The 17,418-nt window shown below is 63.2% G+C and carries 18 protein-coding genes and 1 pseudogene; 12 read left to right on the forward strand and 7 right to left on the reverse strand.

Annotated features, from left to right (window positions below; all coding sequences use genetic code 11):
• The 6 genes and pseudogenes from ACXJL8_RS11750 to fabI all read left to right on the forward strand — a co-directional run.
• Positions 1–406 (forward strand): annotated as a pseudogene (locus ACXJL8_RS11750) (metal-dependent phosphohydrolase); the annotation flags it as partial.
• Between the two features lie 86 nt (positions 407–492).
• Positions 493–1,599, forward strand: coding sequence for an AI-2E family transporter (locus ACXJL8_RS11755; RefSeq protein ID WP_456619954.1), 1,107 nt, complete (start codon positions 493–495; stop codon positions 1,597–1,599).
• A gap of 64 nt (positions 1,600–1,663) precedes the next feature.
• Positions 1,664–3,892: a DUF3141 domain-containing protein gene (locus ACXJL8_RS11760; RefSeq protein WP_456619955.1), complete on the forward strand. Its 2,229-nt coding sequence runs from the start codon at positions 1,664–1,666 to the stop codon at positions 3,890–3,892.
• Between the two features lie 23 nt (positions 3,893–3,915).
• Positions 3,916–4,878 (forward strand): phosphate acetyltransferase, encoded by a 963-nt coding sequence (locus ACXJL8_RS11765; protein ID WP_456619956.1) that lies wholly within the window; start codon positions 3,916–3,918, stop codon positions 4,876–4,878.
• Positions 4,879–4,883: 5 nt separating this feature from the next.
• Positions 4,884–6,098 (forward strand): acetate/propionate family kinase, encoded by a 1,215-nt coding sequence (locus ACXJL8_RS11770; RefSeq protein WP_456619957.1) that lies wholly within the window; start codon positions 4,884–4,886, stop codon positions 6,096–6,098.
• Positions 6,095–6,883, forward strand: coding sequence for an enoyl-ACP reductase FabI (fabI, locus tag ACXJL8_RS11775; RefSeq protein ID WP_456619958.1), 789 nt, complete (start codon positions 6,095–6,097; stop codon positions 6,881–6,883). Before ACXJL8_RS11770 ends, fabI begins: the two co-directional genes overlap by 4 nt.
• An 18-nt stretch (positions 6,884–6,901) precedes the next feature.
• On the opposite strand, the gene ACXJL8_RS11780 is transcribed toward fabI, so the two are convergent.
• From ACXJL8_RS11780 to ACXJL8_RS11800, 5 genes are all read right to left on the reverse strand, one after another.
• The gene (locus ACXJL8_RS11780; RefSeq protein ID WP_456619959.1) at positions 6,902–7,360 is read right to left on the reverse strand and encodes a MaoC family dehydratase; all 459 of its coding nucleotides are present in this window, start codon (positions 7,358–7,360) and stop codon (positions 6,902–6,904) included.
• 12 nt (positions 7,361–7,372) lie between these two features.
• Positions 7,373–8,023, reverse strand: a complete 651-nt coding sequence (locus tag ACXJL8_RS11785; protein WP_456685017.1) for a 3-oxoacid CoA-transferase subunit B — start codon at positions 8,021–8,023, stop codon at positions 7,373–7,375.
• A 4-nt stretch (positions 8,024–8,027) separates the two neighbouring features.
• A complete protein-coding gene (locus ACXJL8_RS11790) occupies positions 8,028–8,675 on the reverse strand; it encodes a CoA transferase subunit A (protein ID WP_456619961.1) in 648 nt (215 codons plus the stop codon).
• Between the two features lie 93 nt (positions 8,676–8,768).
• Positions 8,769–9,365 (reverse strand): hypothetical protein, encoded by a 597-nt coding sequence (locus tag ACXJL8_RS11795; protein WP_456619962.1) that lies wholly within the window; start codon positions 9,363–9,365, stop codon positions 8,769–8,771.
• Positions 9,362–10,309, reverse strand: a complete 948-nt coding sequence (locus ACXJL8_RS11800) for an alpha/beta fold hydrolase (RefSeq protein WP_456685018.1) — start codon at positions 10,307–10,309, stop codon at positions 9,362–9,364. The genes ACXJL8_RS11795 and ACXJL8_RS11800 overlap by 4 nt, the downstream gene beginning before the upstream one ends.
• 114 nt (positions 10,310–10,423) lie before the next feature.
• Here ACXJL8_RS11800 and ACXJL8_RS11805 point away from each other — a divergent pair, with 114 nt between their 5' ends.
• Genes ACXJL8_RS11805 through ACXJL8_RS11820 form a run of 4 tightly spaced genes read left to right on the forward strand, consistent with a single transcriptional unit; the run spans position 10,424 to position 14,656 of the window.
• Complete coding sequence (locus ACXJL8_RS11805; RefSeq protein WP_456685019.1) at positions 10,424–12,931, forward strand: alpha/beta hydrolase; 2,508 nt, start codon at positions 10,424–10,426, stop codon at positions 12,929–12,931.
• 9 nt (positions 12,932–12,940) lie between these two features.
• Positions 12,941–13,804 (forward strand): alpha/beta fold hydrolase, encoded by an 864-nt coding sequence (locus ACXJL8_RS11810; RefSeq protein ID WP_456619965.1) that lies wholly within the window; start codon positions 12,941–12,943, stop codon positions 13,802–13,804.
• 17 nt (positions 13,805–13,821) lie between these two features.
• Positions 13,822–14,172: a phasin gene (locus ACXJL8_RS11815; protein WP_456619966.1), complete on the forward strand. Its 351-nt coding sequence runs from the start codon at positions 13,822–13,824 to the stop codon at positions 14,170–14,172.
• A 25-nt stretch (positions 14,173–14,197) separates the two neighbouring features.
• On the forward strand, positions 14,198–14,656 hold the full coding sequence (locus tag ACXJL8_RS11820; RefSeq protein ID WP_456619967.1) for a potassium channel family protein: 459 nt from the start codon (positions 14,198–14,200) through the stop codon (positions 14,654–14,656).
• Here ACXJL8_RS11820 and ACXJL8_RS11825 read toward each other — a convergent pair.
• Entirely contained in the window at positions 14,634–15,317 is a 684-nt protein-coding gene (locus ACXJL8_RS11825; protein ID WP_456619968.1) for a helix-turn-helix domain-containing protein, read from the reverse strand. The genes ACXJL8_RS11820 and ACXJL8_RS11825 overlap by 23 nt on opposite strands.
• Positions 15,318–15,673: 356 nt before the next feature.
• Here ACXJL8_RS11825 and ACXJL8_RS11830 point away from each other — a divergent pair, with 356 nt between their 5' ends.
• Positions 15,674–16,297, forward strand: coding sequence for a response regulator transcription factor (locus tag ACXJL8_RS11830; protein ID WP_456620090.1), 624 nt, complete (start codon positions 15,674–15,676; stop codon positions 16,295–16,297).
• Between the two features lie 204 nt (positions 16,298–16,501).
• Positions 16,502–16,876: a response regulator transcription factor gene (locus ACXJL8_RS11835; protein WP_456619969.1), complete on the forward strand. Its 375-nt coding sequence runs from the start codon at positions 16,502–16,504 to the stop codon at positions 16,874–16,876.
• Positions 16,877–16,890: 14 nt separating this feature from the next.
• On the opposite strand, the gene ACXJL8_RS11840 is transcribed toward ACXJL8_RS11835, so the two are convergent.
• Positions 16,891–17,418 (reverse strand): invasion associated locus B family protein (locus tag ACXJL8_RS11840; RefSeq protein ID WP_456685020.1); only part of this gene is annotated, 528 nt, incomplete at its 5' end.

Consider the following 17,418-nt stretch of genomic DNA (forward strand, 5'->3'; position numbering starts at 1 on the left):
GGATTCCGTTGAAGAACTGGATGCGGACCGGGTGGCCCGTGCCATCGAATATACAAGGTTTCCCTACACGATGTCCTCGAATGACAGCCTGATCGAGGAGGAGGGATTGCTGCTGCGGGCCGCCGATCYGATCGGCCAGCTCGGCGATCCCAACTATCTGAGAAAGTCGAATGCGCTGTTTCACGAATTCGAGGAGATCGGGCTCAACAAGACGCTGGGCTACGCGACGCCGGCGGACATCGTCTACAAATATCCGCAGTTCTACTGGACCAATGTCGCTCCGCAAATCCAGACGGCGATACGTTATCTCAACGTGACGTCGCGCGGCCGCCAGTGGATCGCAAGTCTTTATGGCAACGTATTTCGGGCCGAGCGTGAGATGAACCTGTCGGGACCGCAGCCATAACAGCTGCCGACCGCGGCGCTCGCTTGATCTGGATCAAGATCGCCGCGCGAGAGCGGTGACTAGGCTTGCCTGCAACATACGTGGGCATGGCTGAAGGCGCGTCCGTGAGAACAGTCCGCCAGATCATCTCCGGAGACGAGATCATCCAGCTTGTGATCCGGCTGGGTTTGCTCGCGGTCCTGATCGTCTGGACACTGCTCCTGATCCGTCCGTTTGTGCCGATCCTGGCCTGGAGCGTCGTGCTCGCCGTCGCGCTCAATCCGGTATTTCAGCGCCTTGCCAAAATCCTTGGCGGCCGGCTGAAGCTTGCGGCAGCGATCCTCACCCTCATCAGTCTCGCCATTGTCATCGGACCCGCGACCTGGCTCGGCATGGGTGCAGTCGATGGGATCAGGGATCTTGCCGAGCAAATGACAGCGGGCGAGGTGCTGGTTCCCTTGCCACCTCGATCGATCAAGGATTGGCCTCTCGTCGGGCCTCAGCTGTTCGATCTCTGGGATCAGGCCTCGACCAATCTTCGCTCGCTTTTGCGCGAGGTCGTGCCGTATCTCAAGCCCTTCGCGACGACTTTGCTCGGATTTGCCGGCAATGCCGGTGTGGGAACGGTGAAATTCCTGCTGTCCGTGGTCGTGGCCGGCGTCCTGTTTCCGTATGGCCCGCAGCTTGTGGCTGCGGGTCGCGATTTTCTGTCACGGATCGTGCCGGACCAGAGCGAACACTTTCTCGACCTCGCCGGTGCCACCATCCGTGCGGTTGCCCAGGGTGTGATCGGCGTCGCGATCGTCCAATCCCTGCTGGCCGGTATCGGGTTCAAGCTGGCCGGCATCGGCGGCGCGGGACTGCTGGCGTTCGTGGTGCTGTTGCTGTCGATCGTGCAGATCGGCGGGACGATCGTCATCCTGCCCGTCATCATCTGGATATGGACCGACAAGGAATTTCCGATCGCACTTCTGCTGACGGTATTTCTCGTGTTCGTATCGGTGCTCGATAACATCCTGAAACCGCTGGTGATGGGGCGCGGCCTGACCACGCCCGCACTCGTCATCCTGATCGGGGTGATCGGCGGAACCCTCGTCCATGGCATCATCGGCCTGTTCATTGGACCGATCATTCTGTCGGTGGCCTGGGAGCTGACGGTCGCCTGGATCCGTACCGAACGTGTTCCGCCGCCGCAGCTGGCGGTCGAGCGTTGACCTATGTCAACGCTGGCGGGTGCGACGGCCGTTGAATGAATCGATACGACGATGAGGTCGGACCATGTCCATGGAAATGCCCGCGTTACCCGGTGGTCCGATGTCCGGACTTGTCGCTTCGGCAGTCGAATACATGGTCGATGCCGGACAACGAAGCATCCTGTTTCTCGACGTCATGCGACGGCGCGGCGACCAGTATCGGGAGCACGTCGCCCAGACCGCGCCGCACGTCCTGCAATATGCCGCCGAGCTGATCATCGACGGGCGAAAGCTCGATGAGCCGGTCAATTACGCGCTGGTCCGCATCATCCCGCCCAAGGATGTCGAGATCGATCCAGCACGACGCCCGTTCGTGGTGATCGATCCGCGCGCCGGACATGGTCCCGGCATCGGCGGATTCAAGGCCGACAGCGAGATCGGCGTCGCGATGAAGGCGGGTCACCCCTGTTACTTCATCGGCTTCCTGCCGGAACCCATGCCGGGACAAACCATCGAGCGCATCGCGCACGCCGAGGCGCTGTTCATCGAGACGGTGATCAGCCGCCATCCGGAAGCAGACGGCAAGCCCTGCGTGATCGGCAATTGTCAGGCCGGCTGGGCCGTCATGATCCTAGCGTCACTGCGGCCTGAGCTGTTCGGACCGCTGATCATCGCCGGTGCGCCGCTCGCCTATTGGGAGGGCGTGCACGGCAAATACCCGATGCGCTATTCGGGCGGCCTGTTGGGCGGAAGCTGGCTGACGGCGCTCGTCAGCGATCTCGGCGCCGGCAAGTTCGATGGTGCCTGGCTGGTGCAGAACTTCGAGAGCCAGAATCCTTCGAACACGCTCTGGACCAAGCAGTATAACGTCTATTCCAAGGTCGACACCGAGGCCGAGCGCTATCTCGAGTTCGAGCGCTGGTGGGGCGGACACGTCAATCTCAACGCCGAGGAGATCCAGTTCATCGTCGACGAGCTCTTCGTCGGCAACAACCTCGCCGCGGGCAATATCAGGATGTCGGATGGCGCGAGTGTGGACCTGCGCAACATCAGGTCCCCAATCGTGGTGTTTTGCTCGAAGGGCGACAACATCACGCCGCCACAGCAGGCGCTGGGCTGGATCCTCGATTGCTACGCCGACGTCGACGATATCAGGGCCTATGGGCAGACGATCGTCTACACCGTTCACGAAAGCATCGGCCATCTCGGCATCTTTGTCTCCGGCGGCGTCGCCAAGAAGGAGCACGCGGAGTTTTCCAGCAACATCGATCTGATCGACGTGCTGCCGCCCGGCCTGTACGAGGCGACCTTCGAAGCCAAGGGGGCCGAGACCACCAATGCGGATCTCGCCGTCGGCCAGTGGGTGATGCGCTGCGAGGCGCGGGCGCTCGACGACATCCGCGCCATGGGCGGCAATTCGCCCGAGGACCAGCGGCGCTTCGCCGCCGCCAAGCGCGTCTCGGAACTCAATCTCGCCACCTATCAGAAGTTCGTCCACCCCTGGATCAAGGGCATGGTCGCGCCGCAGACGGCGGAGTTGATGCGCCATCTGCATCCGCTGCGGACGCAGTATGAGGCATTCAGCAGCCAGAATCCGTGGATGACCGCGGTGAAGTCGGCGGCGGAAGGGGTGGAAGAGAACCGCAGGCCGGTTTCGAAGGACAATCCCTTCCTGGCGTTTCAGGAGCAGTTTTCCAAGCAGATCGTTCATGCCCTGGACAGCTGGCGCGATTCGCAGGAGGCGCTGAGCGAGGCGATCTTCCTCAACGTCTATGGCTCACCGGTGCTCCAGGCGGCGGTCGGCATAGATCCGAAGGCCGAACCGTCGCGCGCGCGAGAGATGCCGGCCGAACATCGTGCCATGCTCGACAAGCGGATCGCCGAGCTCAAATCCAGGATCGGCGAAGGCGGACTTCGAGAAGCGGCCATTCGTGCCCTGCTCTACGTCGGGTCGGCGAGGGGAATGGTGGACGAGCGAAGCATCGAGGCGCTGCGTCAGGTTCGTCGGGACTACAGCGAGGCACGACTGACGTTACCCGAGTTCAAGATGCTGGTACGCGAGCAATTCTTCATGCTGCTGCTTGATCGGGAGGCAGCGTTGGCCGCCATTCCGAAGTTGTTGCCCGATGACGTCGACCGTCGCCGCGCGGCCTTCGCGGCGATGAGTGAGGTCCTGTCGGCCAGCGAGGAGATCACGGGCGAGCGCGCGAACCGCTTGCAGCGGGTCGCGACGCTGTTCGGTCTCGATGTCGGCGATACCTCGGGGAGGGCGTCGAACGTCGCCCCTTTCGATCCCAAGGCGAAGGCGTCGTAACATTGGCAGGAAGGAGCGGTCTCATGTCAGCCGACGCGGCCCAGACACAGTCTCCGAGCAAATACGACCGCTTGATCGCGGCCGCGAGGGCGGTGCCGCCGGCCCCGACCGTCGTCGTGCATCCCTGCGATGAGACGTCGTTGCGTGGCGCCGTCGAAAGTGCACAGGCCGGCATCATCCGGCCGATCCTGGTCGGGCCCGACAGGAAGATCCGGGATACCGCCGCAAGGCACGATCTCGATGTTGCCGCCTTCGAGATCGTCGATGCCGCGCACAGCGACGAATCTGCGGCCCGGGGCGTCGAGCTGGTCCATGCCGGCAAGGGCGAACTGCTGATGAAGGGCAGCCTGCACACCGACGAGCTGATGCGCGCCGTCACCGCCAAGGTGGGCGGCCTGCGCACCGGCCGTCGCATCAGCCATGTTTTCGTGATGGACGTTCCGGCCTACGCCGAAACCATCTTTGTGACGGATGCGGCCATCAACATCTTTCCCGACCTCGACGCCAAACGGGACATCATCCAGAACGCGATCGATCTGTACGTGGAAGCCGGCTTCGGCAAATCGCCGCGCGTGGCCATCCTGTCAGCCGTTGAAACGGTGACCTCGAAGATTCCGTCCACGATCGAGGCCGCGGCACTCTGCAAGATGGCCGATCGCGGCCAGATCACCGGGGGGCTGCTCGACGGACCGCTGGCGTTCGACAACGCCATCGATATGGAGGCGGCGCGGATCAAGGGGATCAAGTCCGAAGTCGCCGGCCGGGCGCAGATCCTGGTCGTTCCCGACCTTGAGTCCGGCAACATGCTGGCGAAGAACCTGGCCTATTTCGCCAAGGCGGACGGCGCCGGCATCGTGCTCGGAGCCCGGGTGCCCGTCGTCCTGACGTCGCGCGCGGATTCGGCGCGCGCGAGGATGGCCTCCTGCGCGGTGGCCGCGCTCTATGCCCACGCGCGGCGCCAGCATGCTCCAACGATCGCCGCGTGAGCGCCATGGACACCATCCTTGTCGTCAATGCAGGCTCCTCCAGCGTCAAGTTCCAGATCTATTCGATCGAGGGCGAAGGAACGCTGCGACGGCAGCTCAAGGGACAGATGGACGGCATCGGCAGCCGTCCGCGCTTGCGGGCAAGCGGAACCGGCGGCGATCCGCTTGCCGATCGCGCCTATCCGATCGAGGCGGTGCCGGACGTTCCGGCCGCGATGGACATCGCCGGGACCTGGCTGCGGGACGAGCTTCGCATCCATCCGATCGCCGTCGGCCACCGCGTCGTTCACGGCGGACCGGATTACGACCGGCCCGTGCGGATCGACCATGCTGTCGTGACGCGCCTGGAACGGTTCATCGCGCTGGCGCCGCTGCATCAGCCGCACAATCTGGCTCCGATCCGATCGATCCTTGCCAATTTCCCGGCCCTTCCGCAGGTCGCCTGCTTCGATACCGCATTTCATCGCACGCATAGCGCGGTCGCCGACCATTATGCGATTCCGCATCAGCTTCATGCCGAGGGTGTGCGACGCTACGGGTTTCACGGTCTCTCCTACGAATACATTGCGAAGACCTTGCCGATGATCGCGCCGAAGATTGCGATGGGCCGGGTGATCGTGGCGCATCTCGGGAGCGGCGCCTCGATGTGTGGGCTGAACGGGGGACGGAGCGTCGAGAGCACCATGGGCTTCACCGCCCTCGACGGGCTCCCGATGGGAACACGCCCGGGTCAGATCGACCCGGGTGTCGTGCTCTACCTCATCTCCGAAAAGGGAATGTCCGCGTCCAATGTCCAGAATTTCCTCTATCGCGATTGCGGCCTGAAGGGACTATCCGGCGTCAGCAACGACATGCGGGAGCTCGAAGCCAGCGACAGCCTCAACGCCAAGCTGGCGATCGACTATTTCGTCTATCGCATCGGCCTCAACGCCGGCATGCTCGCGGCCGCCTTGCAGGGCCTGGATGCCTTTGTCTTCACGGCCGGCATCGGCGAGAACTCCGCCGGCATCCGCGCGCGCGTCTGCGATCAACTCGGATGGCTGGGCGTCGGTCTCGATCAGGGCGAGAACGCCCGTCATTCGCGGCTGATATCGCACTCGCACAGCCTCATTCCCGTCTACGTCGTGCCGACCGACGAAGAGCTGATGATCGCACAACATACGCTGACGTTGCTGATGAGCGCGCCATCGTCCACCCCCAGACATGAGAGAGCGTCATGATTCCCGCATTTCCGGAAACCAAGGTTGCCCTCAAGGGCAAGAAGGGCCTCGTCGTCGGCATCGCCAACGATCAATCGATCGCATGGGGATGTGCCAGGGCGTTTCGCGCGCTCGGAGCGGATATCGCGGTGACCTACCTCAATGATCGCGCCAGGAAGCATGTCGAGCCGCTTGCGCAGGCGCTGGAGGCGCCGATCTTCATGCCGCTGGACGTGATGGTCGAGGGGCAGACCGAGGAGGTGTTCGCCCGGATCGAGAAGGACTGGGGGCGGCTCGATTTCCTGCTGCACTCGATCGCTTTTTCGCCCAAGGAAGCCTTGCACGGACGCGTGGTGGATGTCGGCCGCGACGGCTTCCTGAAGACGATGGAGGTCTCATGCTGGTCGTTCATGCGCATGGCGCATTTGGCCGAGCCGCTCATGAAGAGCGGCGGCACGATGTTCACCATGACCTATTACGGCAGCCAGATGGTGGTCGAGAACTACAACGTGATGGGTGTGGCGAAAGCGGCGCTCGAAGCGTCCGTCCGCTACATGGCCGCGGAACTGGGCCCGAAAGGCATCCGCGTGCACGCGATCTCGCCCGGGCCGCTCGCCACGCGCGCCGCGTCGGGCATCCCGGAATTCGACGAGCTGATGGACAAGGCGCAATCCAAGGCGCCGGCGCGCAGCCTCGTCAGCATCGACGACGTCGGCAACGCCACGGCATTCCTGGCCCTCGACGGTGCCAAGCTGATCACGGGCAGCGTTCTCTACATCGACGGCGGCTACCACATCATCGATTGAAGGAGACCGGCGCGCCGTTCAGCGATAGTGCAGGGCGATCAGTTCGGCGACGCAGGCCGGGCGTTTTCCGCCTTCGATCTCGATCACGAGATGATAGTTCACGCGCAGGCCGTCGGGCGGCACGTCCTCGGCTTCGGCGACGGTCACGCGGCCGCGCAGCTTTGAACCCGCCGGCACGGGCGACAGGTACCTGATCCGGTCGGCGCCGTAGTTCAGGGTGTTGCGCAGACCGGTCAAGCCCATCACCGAGCGGATGAACATCGGCGCCAGCGCCAGTGACAGCAGGCCATGGGCGATAGTGGTGCCGCCGGGCAATTCCCTGCTGGCGCGCTCCTGGTCGACATGGATCCATTGCTCGTCGCAGGTCGCTTCCGCAAACCTGTTGATCCGATCCTGCGTGACCTCGATCCAGTCGCTGGCGCCGATCTCGGTGCCGACCGCGGATTTGATCTCGTTGAAATCGCCGAATATCCGCATGTCCGCACCTCGTCAAATCATCATTTCCGGGGTGTCGTCGAGCAGGACGAGGTCGGCCTCCGTCACCGCCATGACTTCGCCGATAGTGACGCCCGGCGCGGTCTCAAGCAGCGTCGCCTTGCCGCCGGAGAAGCCGATCACCGCCATGTCGGTGACCACAAGGTTCACGGGCCGCACCGAGGKGAGCGGCAACGAGCATTTCGCGACGATCTTCGACTTGCCCTTTGCCGCATGCTGCATGGCGACAATGACCCGCTTGGCGCCGGTGACGAGATCCATCGCGCCGCCCATGCCGGGCACCATCTTGCCGGGGATCATCCAGTTGGCGAGGTGGCCGTGCGCGTCGACCTGAAGGCCGCCGAGCACGGTGACATCGACATGGCCGCCGCGGATCAGTCCGAACGACATCGCGCTGTCGAAGGTCGAAGCGCCGGGCAGCGCGCTGATCGGGCGTCCGCCGGCGTCGGTCAGTGTCGGATGCGCCATGCCTTGCTCGGGAATCGGTCCGGTACCGATCAGCCCGTTTTCCGATTGGAAGAACACCTTCAGGCCGCTCGGAACGTAGTTCGCGACCAGCGTCGGAATGCCGATGCCGAGATTGACGAGGTCGCCGTTTCTGAGCTCCTTGGCGACGCGCCGGGCGATAATGGTCTGCGGGTCCATGACGTCACCCGTTCGTGATGAGGTAGTCGACGAGTGGTGCGGGCGTCACGACATGGTCCGGCGCGATCACGCCGACTGGCACGATGTTCTCCGCCGTGACGATCACGGTATCGGCGGCCATCGCCATGACTGGGTTGAAGTTGCGGGACGTCAGGGCGTAGGCGAGGTTGCCGAGGTGGTCGGCCAGAAAGGCGTGCACCAGCGCGAACTGCGCATGCAACGCCGTTTCCAGCAGGTATGGCTTGCCGTCGACCTCGATCTGGCGCTTGCCTTCCGCGACCAACGTGCCGACGCCGGTCGGCGTCAGGACGCCGCCCAGGCCGCATCCACCGGCGCGAATGCGCTCGACGAATGTGCCCTGGGGAATCAGATCGACGGCGATCGTGTTGGCCAGCATCTGCTGCTGCGCCTTCGGATTGAGGCCGATATGCGTTGCGGTCAACCGTGAGACCAGCGCGGCGTCGAACAGCTTGCCGACGCCCTTGCCGGGGACCGCCGCGTCGTTGCAGATCAATGACAGGCCCGTCTTCCTCTGCCGCACCATTTCGTCGAGCAGGCGTTCCGGCGTTCCGACACCCATGAACCCGCCGACCATGATGCTCGCGCCGGCCGGGATCATTGCGACGGCTTCTTCGACGGAAACGGCCTTCATGACGAGAACTCCGGTCGGCGCGCGCAGAGGGTGCGGTCAACGAACGTTGGCGGGCGGCGGCCACGTTGCCTTGATCTGCGTCAAGGCTCCGCATCATTCGTCGACGGCGATTCCCACGCTTTCGAGCGCGTCGTTCCAGAGTTTGCGGACCTCGGCGTGGCGTCGTTCGAGGGCCGCGCTGACGGCGTCGCGGAAGGGCGTCAGGTCGGGCCCTTTCAGAAACAGGATCTGGGCCTGCAACAGCCGGCCGCTTTCGAATTCGATGCGGCGCAGTGCCATGACGAAGGGATCGTCCGCGTTCGCCTCGATCGGCAGCAGGGCCGCCGGCCGGATCCCGGCGTGAACGGCATGCGCGAGCGTGGCGAGGTGGACCGCTTGCCCAAGAGAGCGATCGGGTATGCCTTCGGTCGGCGTCGGAAACCAGGCGGTCTCCCAGGATGCGGCCACGTAACACAGGGCAAGGTCGGGCACCCACGCGGTCGCGCGCATCAGAAGCGAGACGATCTCGCTCTCACGGTAGAACTGCGCATTCAATTCGGTCTGCCAGGCGGCTTCGAGCTTGAGGGGAAGGGTGAGGGCGAACTGTCGTGCCAGGGCGCCATGGGCCGAGATCAGGAATGCGGCGACGCGCGTCTGCTGGTGCGGCGGCACCCGACCTTCGGAATCGAGCGGCCCGAAAAATCCGCTCATGTCGCCGTCCCCGGCACAGGAATGGCGCGCAGATGATCGTAGCCGGCTGGAAACGGAGTGAGCTCGCCGCCAGGATCTTCCGGTGCAATCCAGACCGTCTTGTTGCCATGCCAGCGTCCGGCCAGCACGTCCTCCGCGAAGCGCGCGAGCAGGTCGGCCGTCAGCGCGCCCTTCTCCAGCGTAAAGGCGTGATAGGACCGCGGAATGATCACGAGCGTGCTGTCGGGGATTTCGACCCGCAAGGTCTCGTGCAGGGCGCGCGGCGTCAGGAAGTCGAACTCGCCGTTCAGGATCATCGTCGGAACCGCGATCGACGAGAGCCGCGGCGTCAGCGGCTGGAAGTCGAGGAATGATTCCATCAGGTTCTGAAGCGCATAGACGTCGTTGACCAGCCAGCCCTGCCGCTTGACGCTGCCGAGCTTGTCCAGGAGCGGCTTCAGCCATTCATCAGACAGGTTCATAGGCAGCAGCAGATCCTGGAGATAGCCGGTGCCGCCCAGGATCAGCCCGGTGCGCAGGGCGTTGCCGATCAGTAGAAGTTGAGGCGAAAGCTCGGCAAAGCAGCTCATCGGCACCAGCCCTGAGAGGCGCTCGCCATGCTCGACGGCATAGCGCAGCGCGATCAGGCCGCCGAAGCTGATTCCGCCGAGGAAGACCGGGCCGTCGCCGAGCGCGTCGATCAGGCGACGCAGCGCCAGGACATGGTCGTCCTGATTGATGAAAAGCGCGGGCTTGTCGGACGCGCCTTGGCCGAGCAGATCGAATGTCGCGACGCGAAACCCTCGCGCGATGAGCGCGTCGCGATAGGCGGCCCACAATTCGGAATATTGGGTCAGTCCGTTGACCAGCACGTAGGCCGGCGCCGTGGCGGGACCGTTGAGCTCATACCGGATCCGGTAGGGGCCGTGGGTGAGGAAGGGCATCGCGGCGACCCGGCATGACATTCGCTGCCGAAAGTCTCGCGCGAGCGCCGCGGATTCCCTTGCGGTAGATCAAGGAGCGCACCGCCACCGCTCCTAGCGTCCGGCAAAATCAAGATCCTGCCGGAGGAATTCGCCATGATCGGAAGACAAGCCATGCGGCGATATCTCGTCAGCCTGCTGTTGCTGTTGATCGGGACCTCGCTCGCGGTGKCGCAGCCGTTCACGCGCCGTTCGTCGCAGATACAGCACGACGGGCTGAAGAAGACCTACGAGATCGCGAATTTCCGGCTTGGCGGAAAGTACGATCTCTCCGATCCCTCCAAATGGGAGAACGGCGGCGAGGGCGGCGTGACGCTGGAATCTCTCGGTGCCGGCAAGCTGCGCACGGCCTATATCGCGGTGGGCACGCCGCGGCGCAACGCCGCCGGCGAGATCACCAATGCCATCGTCATCAACTCGTATTATTCCGGCGATTCCACCGACATGTATGAGCAGTGGGTCAAGGGCGCCGCCTTGTCGGGCACCGTGCCCATCATTGGCCCGGGCCGGCCGATCGATACCGATCGTTACTACGTCATCATGGTCGATCCGCTCGGGACCTGGGGCGCCAGCAAGCCGTCCGACGGACTCGGCATCAAGTTTCCGCAGTACAGCTACTATGACATGGTCCAGGCCAACTACCGGCTGCTGCGCGACGGGCTGAAGGTCGCGCGCGTTGCCCTTGTGTCGGGCGTGTCGATGGGCGGTACCCAGACCTATGTCTGGGGCGTGATGCATCCGGAATACATCAACGCGCTGATGCCGATCGGCGGCACCACGCAGTCGGACGGCGAGGATCCCGTCGGCAACTGGACCTTCCAGATGATGACGGCCGCGATCGAATCCGATCCCGTCTGGCAGGCGTCCAACGGCGACTATTATAAGCTGCCCAAAGAGAAGCATCCGGTGCCGGGCGTCGCGTTCGGCTGGTCGATCCTGGGCATGACGGGCTACGACTTTGCCTTTCGCACGACCCAGAACTGGACCGCAGTCCAGCCCGAGATCTTCTACTGGGATCCGCCGAACGAGAAGGCCGGGCTGAACGTCATCAACCGTGCCAAGCTCTACGACGCCGTCGATCTCGTCTGGCGCAACCGCGTCGGCGAGACCCACAACATCAATCCCTATCTCGGCCGCATCCAGGCCCGCACGCTGGTGATGCACATCACCAACGATCTCTGGCTGAACTTCAAGCTCGCCCAGAAGGCCGTCGATCGCGTGCCGGGCGCGGATCTGATCGCGCAGGAGAGCCCGGTCGCCCATTACGGCGTGTTCCCGATCATCAACCAGCGCAAGAACGATCCGAAGTTCGTCGCCTTCATGGACGATGTGGCAAGCCTCGACCGTGCGCAGAAATTCGTCGACAAGAACTATCGCGTGCCCGGCGTGGCCGAGAACATCGATCCGAAAAAGTCGTTCTGGAAGGAGTTCGTCACCTATCCCTACCCGGTCAAATACGCCAACGCCAAGGACAAGAGCGGTAACGCCTGGCAGATCGGCTACATGGACGAATATGCCGGCACCGACAAGGATCCGAAGGTCCTCGTCATCATCCATGGCAAGGGCGCCTTCGGCGGCCATTACGGCAACATCATGCAATATGCGCTGCGCAGCGGCCTGCGCGTGATCGTGCCCGACCTGCCGCATTACGGCATGTCCGGGCCCGGCAATCTCGACAAGAGCCCGGCGCGTACCATGCAGGACATGCGCGAGGTGGTCTACGACCTCGTGGTCAACCAGCTCGGCGTCAAGAAGGCCTATTATCTCGGCCATTCGCTCGGCGGCCAGTTCGTGATGGGTTACGCCTTGACCTGGCCGGATGCGGTGCAGGGGCTAGCGCTGGAGGCGCCGTCGGGTCTCGAGGAATACCCGCGCGACATCACCATCGCCAAGGGCAAGAAGGCGCCGCTGTTCGACCCGGCCTTCGACCACGACTTCGACAAGTGGCGGCAGACCTGGGACCAGACCGGGATCCTGGCCGCGGAGAAGGCACGCGACGAGCAAAACATCCGTGACTTCTTCTATTTCAAGAAGCGCGACCCGGAGACGGGCGCTGTCTCTGCGGCGAAGAGCGGCTATTTCTTCAGCGACAGCGAATATGCCCGCCTCCACACCGAGCAGCGCGTCGGGCTGACCAAGGGCAATCCGAAAGAGCTCGAGCAGTGGTGCAACATCTTCATCTACGACATCTATACGATCGGGGCGGAGCTGCAGCAGGATGATCCGAAGAACCTGTACGAGCGGCTCACGCAGATCAAGGCGCCGATCTTCCTCGCGTTCGGTGACAAGGAACCGTTCATCCCGACGCCCGCGTTCAACGGGCTGACCGATCTCGGCCGCGACGCCATCACGCCGTTCATGACGCGCATGACCAATGCGGGCAACCGGCCGATCCTCAAGATCTACCCGGAGACCGGGCACTTCATCCACACCGACAACCCGGTCGAATACCCGGTCGACGTCGTCGATTTCGTGACCAAGGGAAGCGTCGACACCTCGTCGCCGCTCGGGACCGACCGCATGATCAAGGGCTCGGTGGTGTCGGCCCTGCCGGTGGCACCGACGCCGGCGGGTGCGGCGCCCACCGCCGGGCTGAACAAGTAGGACCGTTTCATGCCGAGGGTGCAGGCGGGCGAAGTCCAGCTGGGCTGGCGAGAGTGGGGCGAGGGCGACATCACCGTCGTCTTCATCCACGGCAATCTCGCCAGCAAGGACTGGATCGAGCTTGCCGCCCCGTTGTTTCCCTCCGGCCTGCGCGTCATCGGGATCGACTGGCGCGGCTGCGGCGACAGCGACCGGCCGAAGCCCGCGGTCGACTACACCAACTATACGATGCAGCAGCATGCCGAGGATATGCTGGCGGCGCTGGATACGCTGGATATCGGATACTGCCATCTCGCGACGCATTCGACCGGCGGCATCATCGCGGCCCGCATGCTGCTGATGCAGCCGCGCCGGTTCGGACGGGTGTTTGCGCTCGATCCGGTCACCCCGCTCGGCATGTCCTTCAACGTCGATCAGATCGGGGTGTTTCGGGCGATGATGGCGAGCAAGGAGGTGACGCGGACGGTGATGGCGACCGCCGCCTCTTCGCTGTTCGTACCGGAAAGCATGGCGCCGAATGCGATCCCTCGATTCCGCGACGGATTGGCGGAGACCCAGGCCTTGTTCGACCGGATCATCGACCAGACCTTTGGTGTCTCCGAGGGCATCTGGATCGGCACGCCCGTCAATCTCACGCGTGAGAAGGAGAGCCGCGAGTTGGAGCGCCGAATGCCCGATATCGGGCATTCGCATCTGGTGCTCTGGGGCGAGCGGGACGGCTGGATTCCGCGTGCCGACCTGCGCAGGATGGCCGAGGCGATGCCGGATTGCCGGCTCGTCATTGTGCCCGGTGTCGGGCATTCGATGAATCTCGAGCTGCCCGCGCTCTACGCCGGCTATTTCGGTGCATGGTTCGGGGGACTTGCAGCATAACCAGGAGGAATGACGCTATGGCCGACATCAATCCATCCGCCGAGGGCATTCGCACGATGCTGGCCGACACGCTCGGCCGTCTGCGCAAGGCCAATGCGGATTATTTTGAGCAACTGGAGAAGGGCCTGAGCGCCTCGCCGCTGCCGATTGCCAACCAGGCCAAGGAGTTCTGCGGCTACATGCAGCGCAACGTCACCGCGACGTTCGACCTCGGCGAAAAGCTGGTTCAGGCCAGGGACGTGCAGGACGCCCTCAAGATCCAGTCCGATTTCTTCCAGGAGCAGATGCGGTTGCTTGCCGATCAGACCAGGAGCATGGGCGAGTCCGCGATGAAGGCGGCGACCGGGGCCTTTACGCCGAAGACTTGAGCCGCGCGGCTGCCCGGGGCACGCGATGGCGGTTCAGTTCCTGCTTGGCACCTTCATCAGCGTGATCAACATCATGGTCCACGCGCTGGCGACCGTTGCGGCGATCGACATCGCCCGCACCGCGGGTTTGCGGCATACGTCGCGGCCTCGCGCGCACCTGATGGCCGTGATGGTCACGACTGCTGTCATTTTGATGGTCGCACACACCGTCGAGGTTCTCATCTGGGCGCTGGCCTACGCCGTGGTCGGCGCGGCGCCCGCGGGCAGCGATCTGCTGTATTTCGCCTTCGTGAACTACACCACGCTCGGCTATGGCGATATCACACCCGTCGAGGGGTGGCGGCTGACGGGGCCGATGACCGCGATGAACGGCATCCTGATGTTCGGCTGGTCGACCGCCGTCCTGTTCGAGGTGCTGCGCAAGACGCTCGAACATCTCGCGTCTATCCCGGCGGCGGGGTTCAACCCTGGAGATCGAGGCTAGCGAGCTGATTCCGGTCCAGGAGTATGATCTGGCGCTGGTTGTTGCCGATGAAGCCGAGAATGCCGAGCTCATGCAACCGCGACAGCGCGCGGGACACCGTCTCCAGCGTCAGTCCAAGATAGTCCGCGATATCGCGGCGCGACATCGGCAGCGCCATGACGCCTGCGGCCGTTAGCCGCTTGTCCATCTCCAGCAGGAAGGCCGCGACCCGCTCCAGCGACGTCTTGCGGCCGAGCAGCAGCATGTGGTCTTCCGCATGCTGAAGGTTGCAGGTGGTCATGCTGAGCAGGTTTCGAGCAACCATGGCATCGCCTTCGGCGACGAGTTCGAGGCTCTGCCGCCTGACGAGGCGTACGGTGGTGTCGACGATCGCCTCCGTGGTGAATCTATGCTCGCTGCCGTTCTCGAGCCCGAAGATGTCGCCAACCAGGTGAAACGCGCCAATCTGACGACGGCCGTCAGACAGCAGCTTGTAGCTCCGCACGGCGCCCGATTTGACTTGATAGACGTACTCCGCCGGCTCTTTCTCGCCGTAGATCTCGGTGCCTTTTTTGTACGTAAATTCGTTTAAACTGATGATCGGATTTGAATCACTGGTCATCCCGAGTTCGCGGAGCGAATGGAGACGCGCAGACGAATCGACTGAGTTGCGTACGAACATGGCCAACCCCCGAAGCCAACGATGACACGATAGTCGTCCGGATATCACTTCATCGATGGGGAAAGGGCCGCCGACCAGTTCCCGCAAGGGTTGTCTACGATGAAATCGGCCTTTTAAGCCATTGTCTCTAGGTTCATTGTACCAAAGGACAAAGTGGCAATTTGGTGCGTGGAATGAGATGCGCGTCACGGGGCAGTTCGATCGACCGTGAATACAGCCCGGTCAGGCCGTTCGCTATCTGTCATTCGGTATATTGTGATTGCGTTCTTGCGGCGCGGCAATTGGCTTCCCCGGGGTTGCCTTGGTCACGATTTCGCGATCTGTCTGTGTTTGTATGAGTGGCTCAAGAGGGGACAGTGTCAGGTTTCGTTTACGTCGTGGACGATGACGAATCGTTTCGGATGGCGGTTGGGCGCCGGCTCAAGCTTGCGGGCTATGAGGTCGTGACCTACTCGTCGGCACAGCAATTGCTGGACGATCTGCCGGATGCGGACAAGCCGGCGTGCATCCTGCTCGACGTGCAGATCCCGGGACTGAGCGGACCTGAACTGCAGGCCCGCCTCGGAGAACTTGGCTCGACGCTTCCAATCGTGTTCCTCACCGGGCATGCCGATACGGCGACGACGGTGCGCGCCATCAAGGCCGGCGCGGAGGATGTTCTGACCAAGCCGGTATCGTCCGAGCAATTGATCGACGTGATCGAACGCGCATTGGTGCGCCGAGAGACTTTGCGCGACCAACGGAGCAGGCTCGACTCGCTGCGGGCCCTCCTGACGTCACTGACGCCGCGCGAACGGCAGGTTTTCGATCTGATCGTGCGGGGCAAGATCAACAAGCAAGTCGCATATCTGCTCGGGACCACCGAGCGCACTGTGAAGGCGCATCGCCATCAGGTGATGGAGAAGATGCAGGTAGCTTCGCTCGCTGAGCTGGTTTCGATTGCTGAACGGCTGGGTCTGCTTGATCCCAACGAGACGTAAGAACTTTGTCGGCGTCTACGCTGTGTGGTTGGGTTCCCATTGGGTGACCTGAACCAAGGGACAATATGACAGCCTGACAGAATCTGGCAAAGGCCGCTTACATCGTCGGGTTTCTGCCGGCCGAACCAGCAGACGAACTGGTGAGAAGCCGCGCAGCTCGCAACGCCGCGGCAATTCCTCTCGAAGAATGAGAAGGCCTGTCTCTTGTCCGCACGCAAATCCATTTACGTCGTGGACGATGATTCATCCATGCGCCGAAGCATGGAGCGATTGCTTCGAGAGCGCGGCTTCAATGCAATACCGTTCGAATCGGCCAGCGCACTGCTCAGTCATGGTCGCTTTGACGAAGCCTGCTGCATCGTTCTGGATATCAACCTGAACGGCGAATCCGGCATCGCTCTCCGCCGCAGGCTCGCGAAGGAGGGCGCTACCGTGTCGGTCATCTACATCACCGGCAACGACAACCATGCGGACCAGTCGGCTGCGATCGAATCGGGATGCGTTGCCTATCTGACCAAGCCGTTTGCGGCGAATACGTTTATTGAATCGGTTGAACGCGCCTGCACCCGCGCCGTCTAAGCCGATCGCACGTCTCATTCGTCAATGTCCTGCTCCAGCGTTTTTGCCGGCGCACCCTTATGGACGGCGGCGAATTGCGCCAGCGGCAATGACGTCGTTACGGCCAGAAGGTTGGAATCGACCACCTCGAGAACCAATGCCTTCCCGGATTCCATCTCGGTGATGAACCTGGCATCCGCAACGTCCGCGGCGATGCAGGCGTTGGTGAGGCACCAGGTGTAGGGCACGAGCTGGGGACTTCCTTGGTCGACTGTCAGCTTGGCCGGTTGCCTCAGATACATGCCGACCGGGACGAACAATTGCAGCCGTGCAGAGCGGTCGCCGTCGCGCTCGATCAGGTCCACGCGCACGGCGACCTGGCCGGTCGAAAACTTGCCGGTGATCGATGTCCGGCACAGCGTCGGCGCGCCTCCCGGCTTGAAGCACAGTTTCTGCCAGTCTCCGAAGGTGATGTCCTTGGCTTCGCGCTGGCCGCGAGGCGCGATTTCGGCGGGCTTCGCCTCGCGCACGGGCTCTTGCGCCGCGACGTCCCGGACCGGGAC

It is taken from the genome of Bradyrhizobium sp. P5_C11_2, from assembly GCF_054049755.1.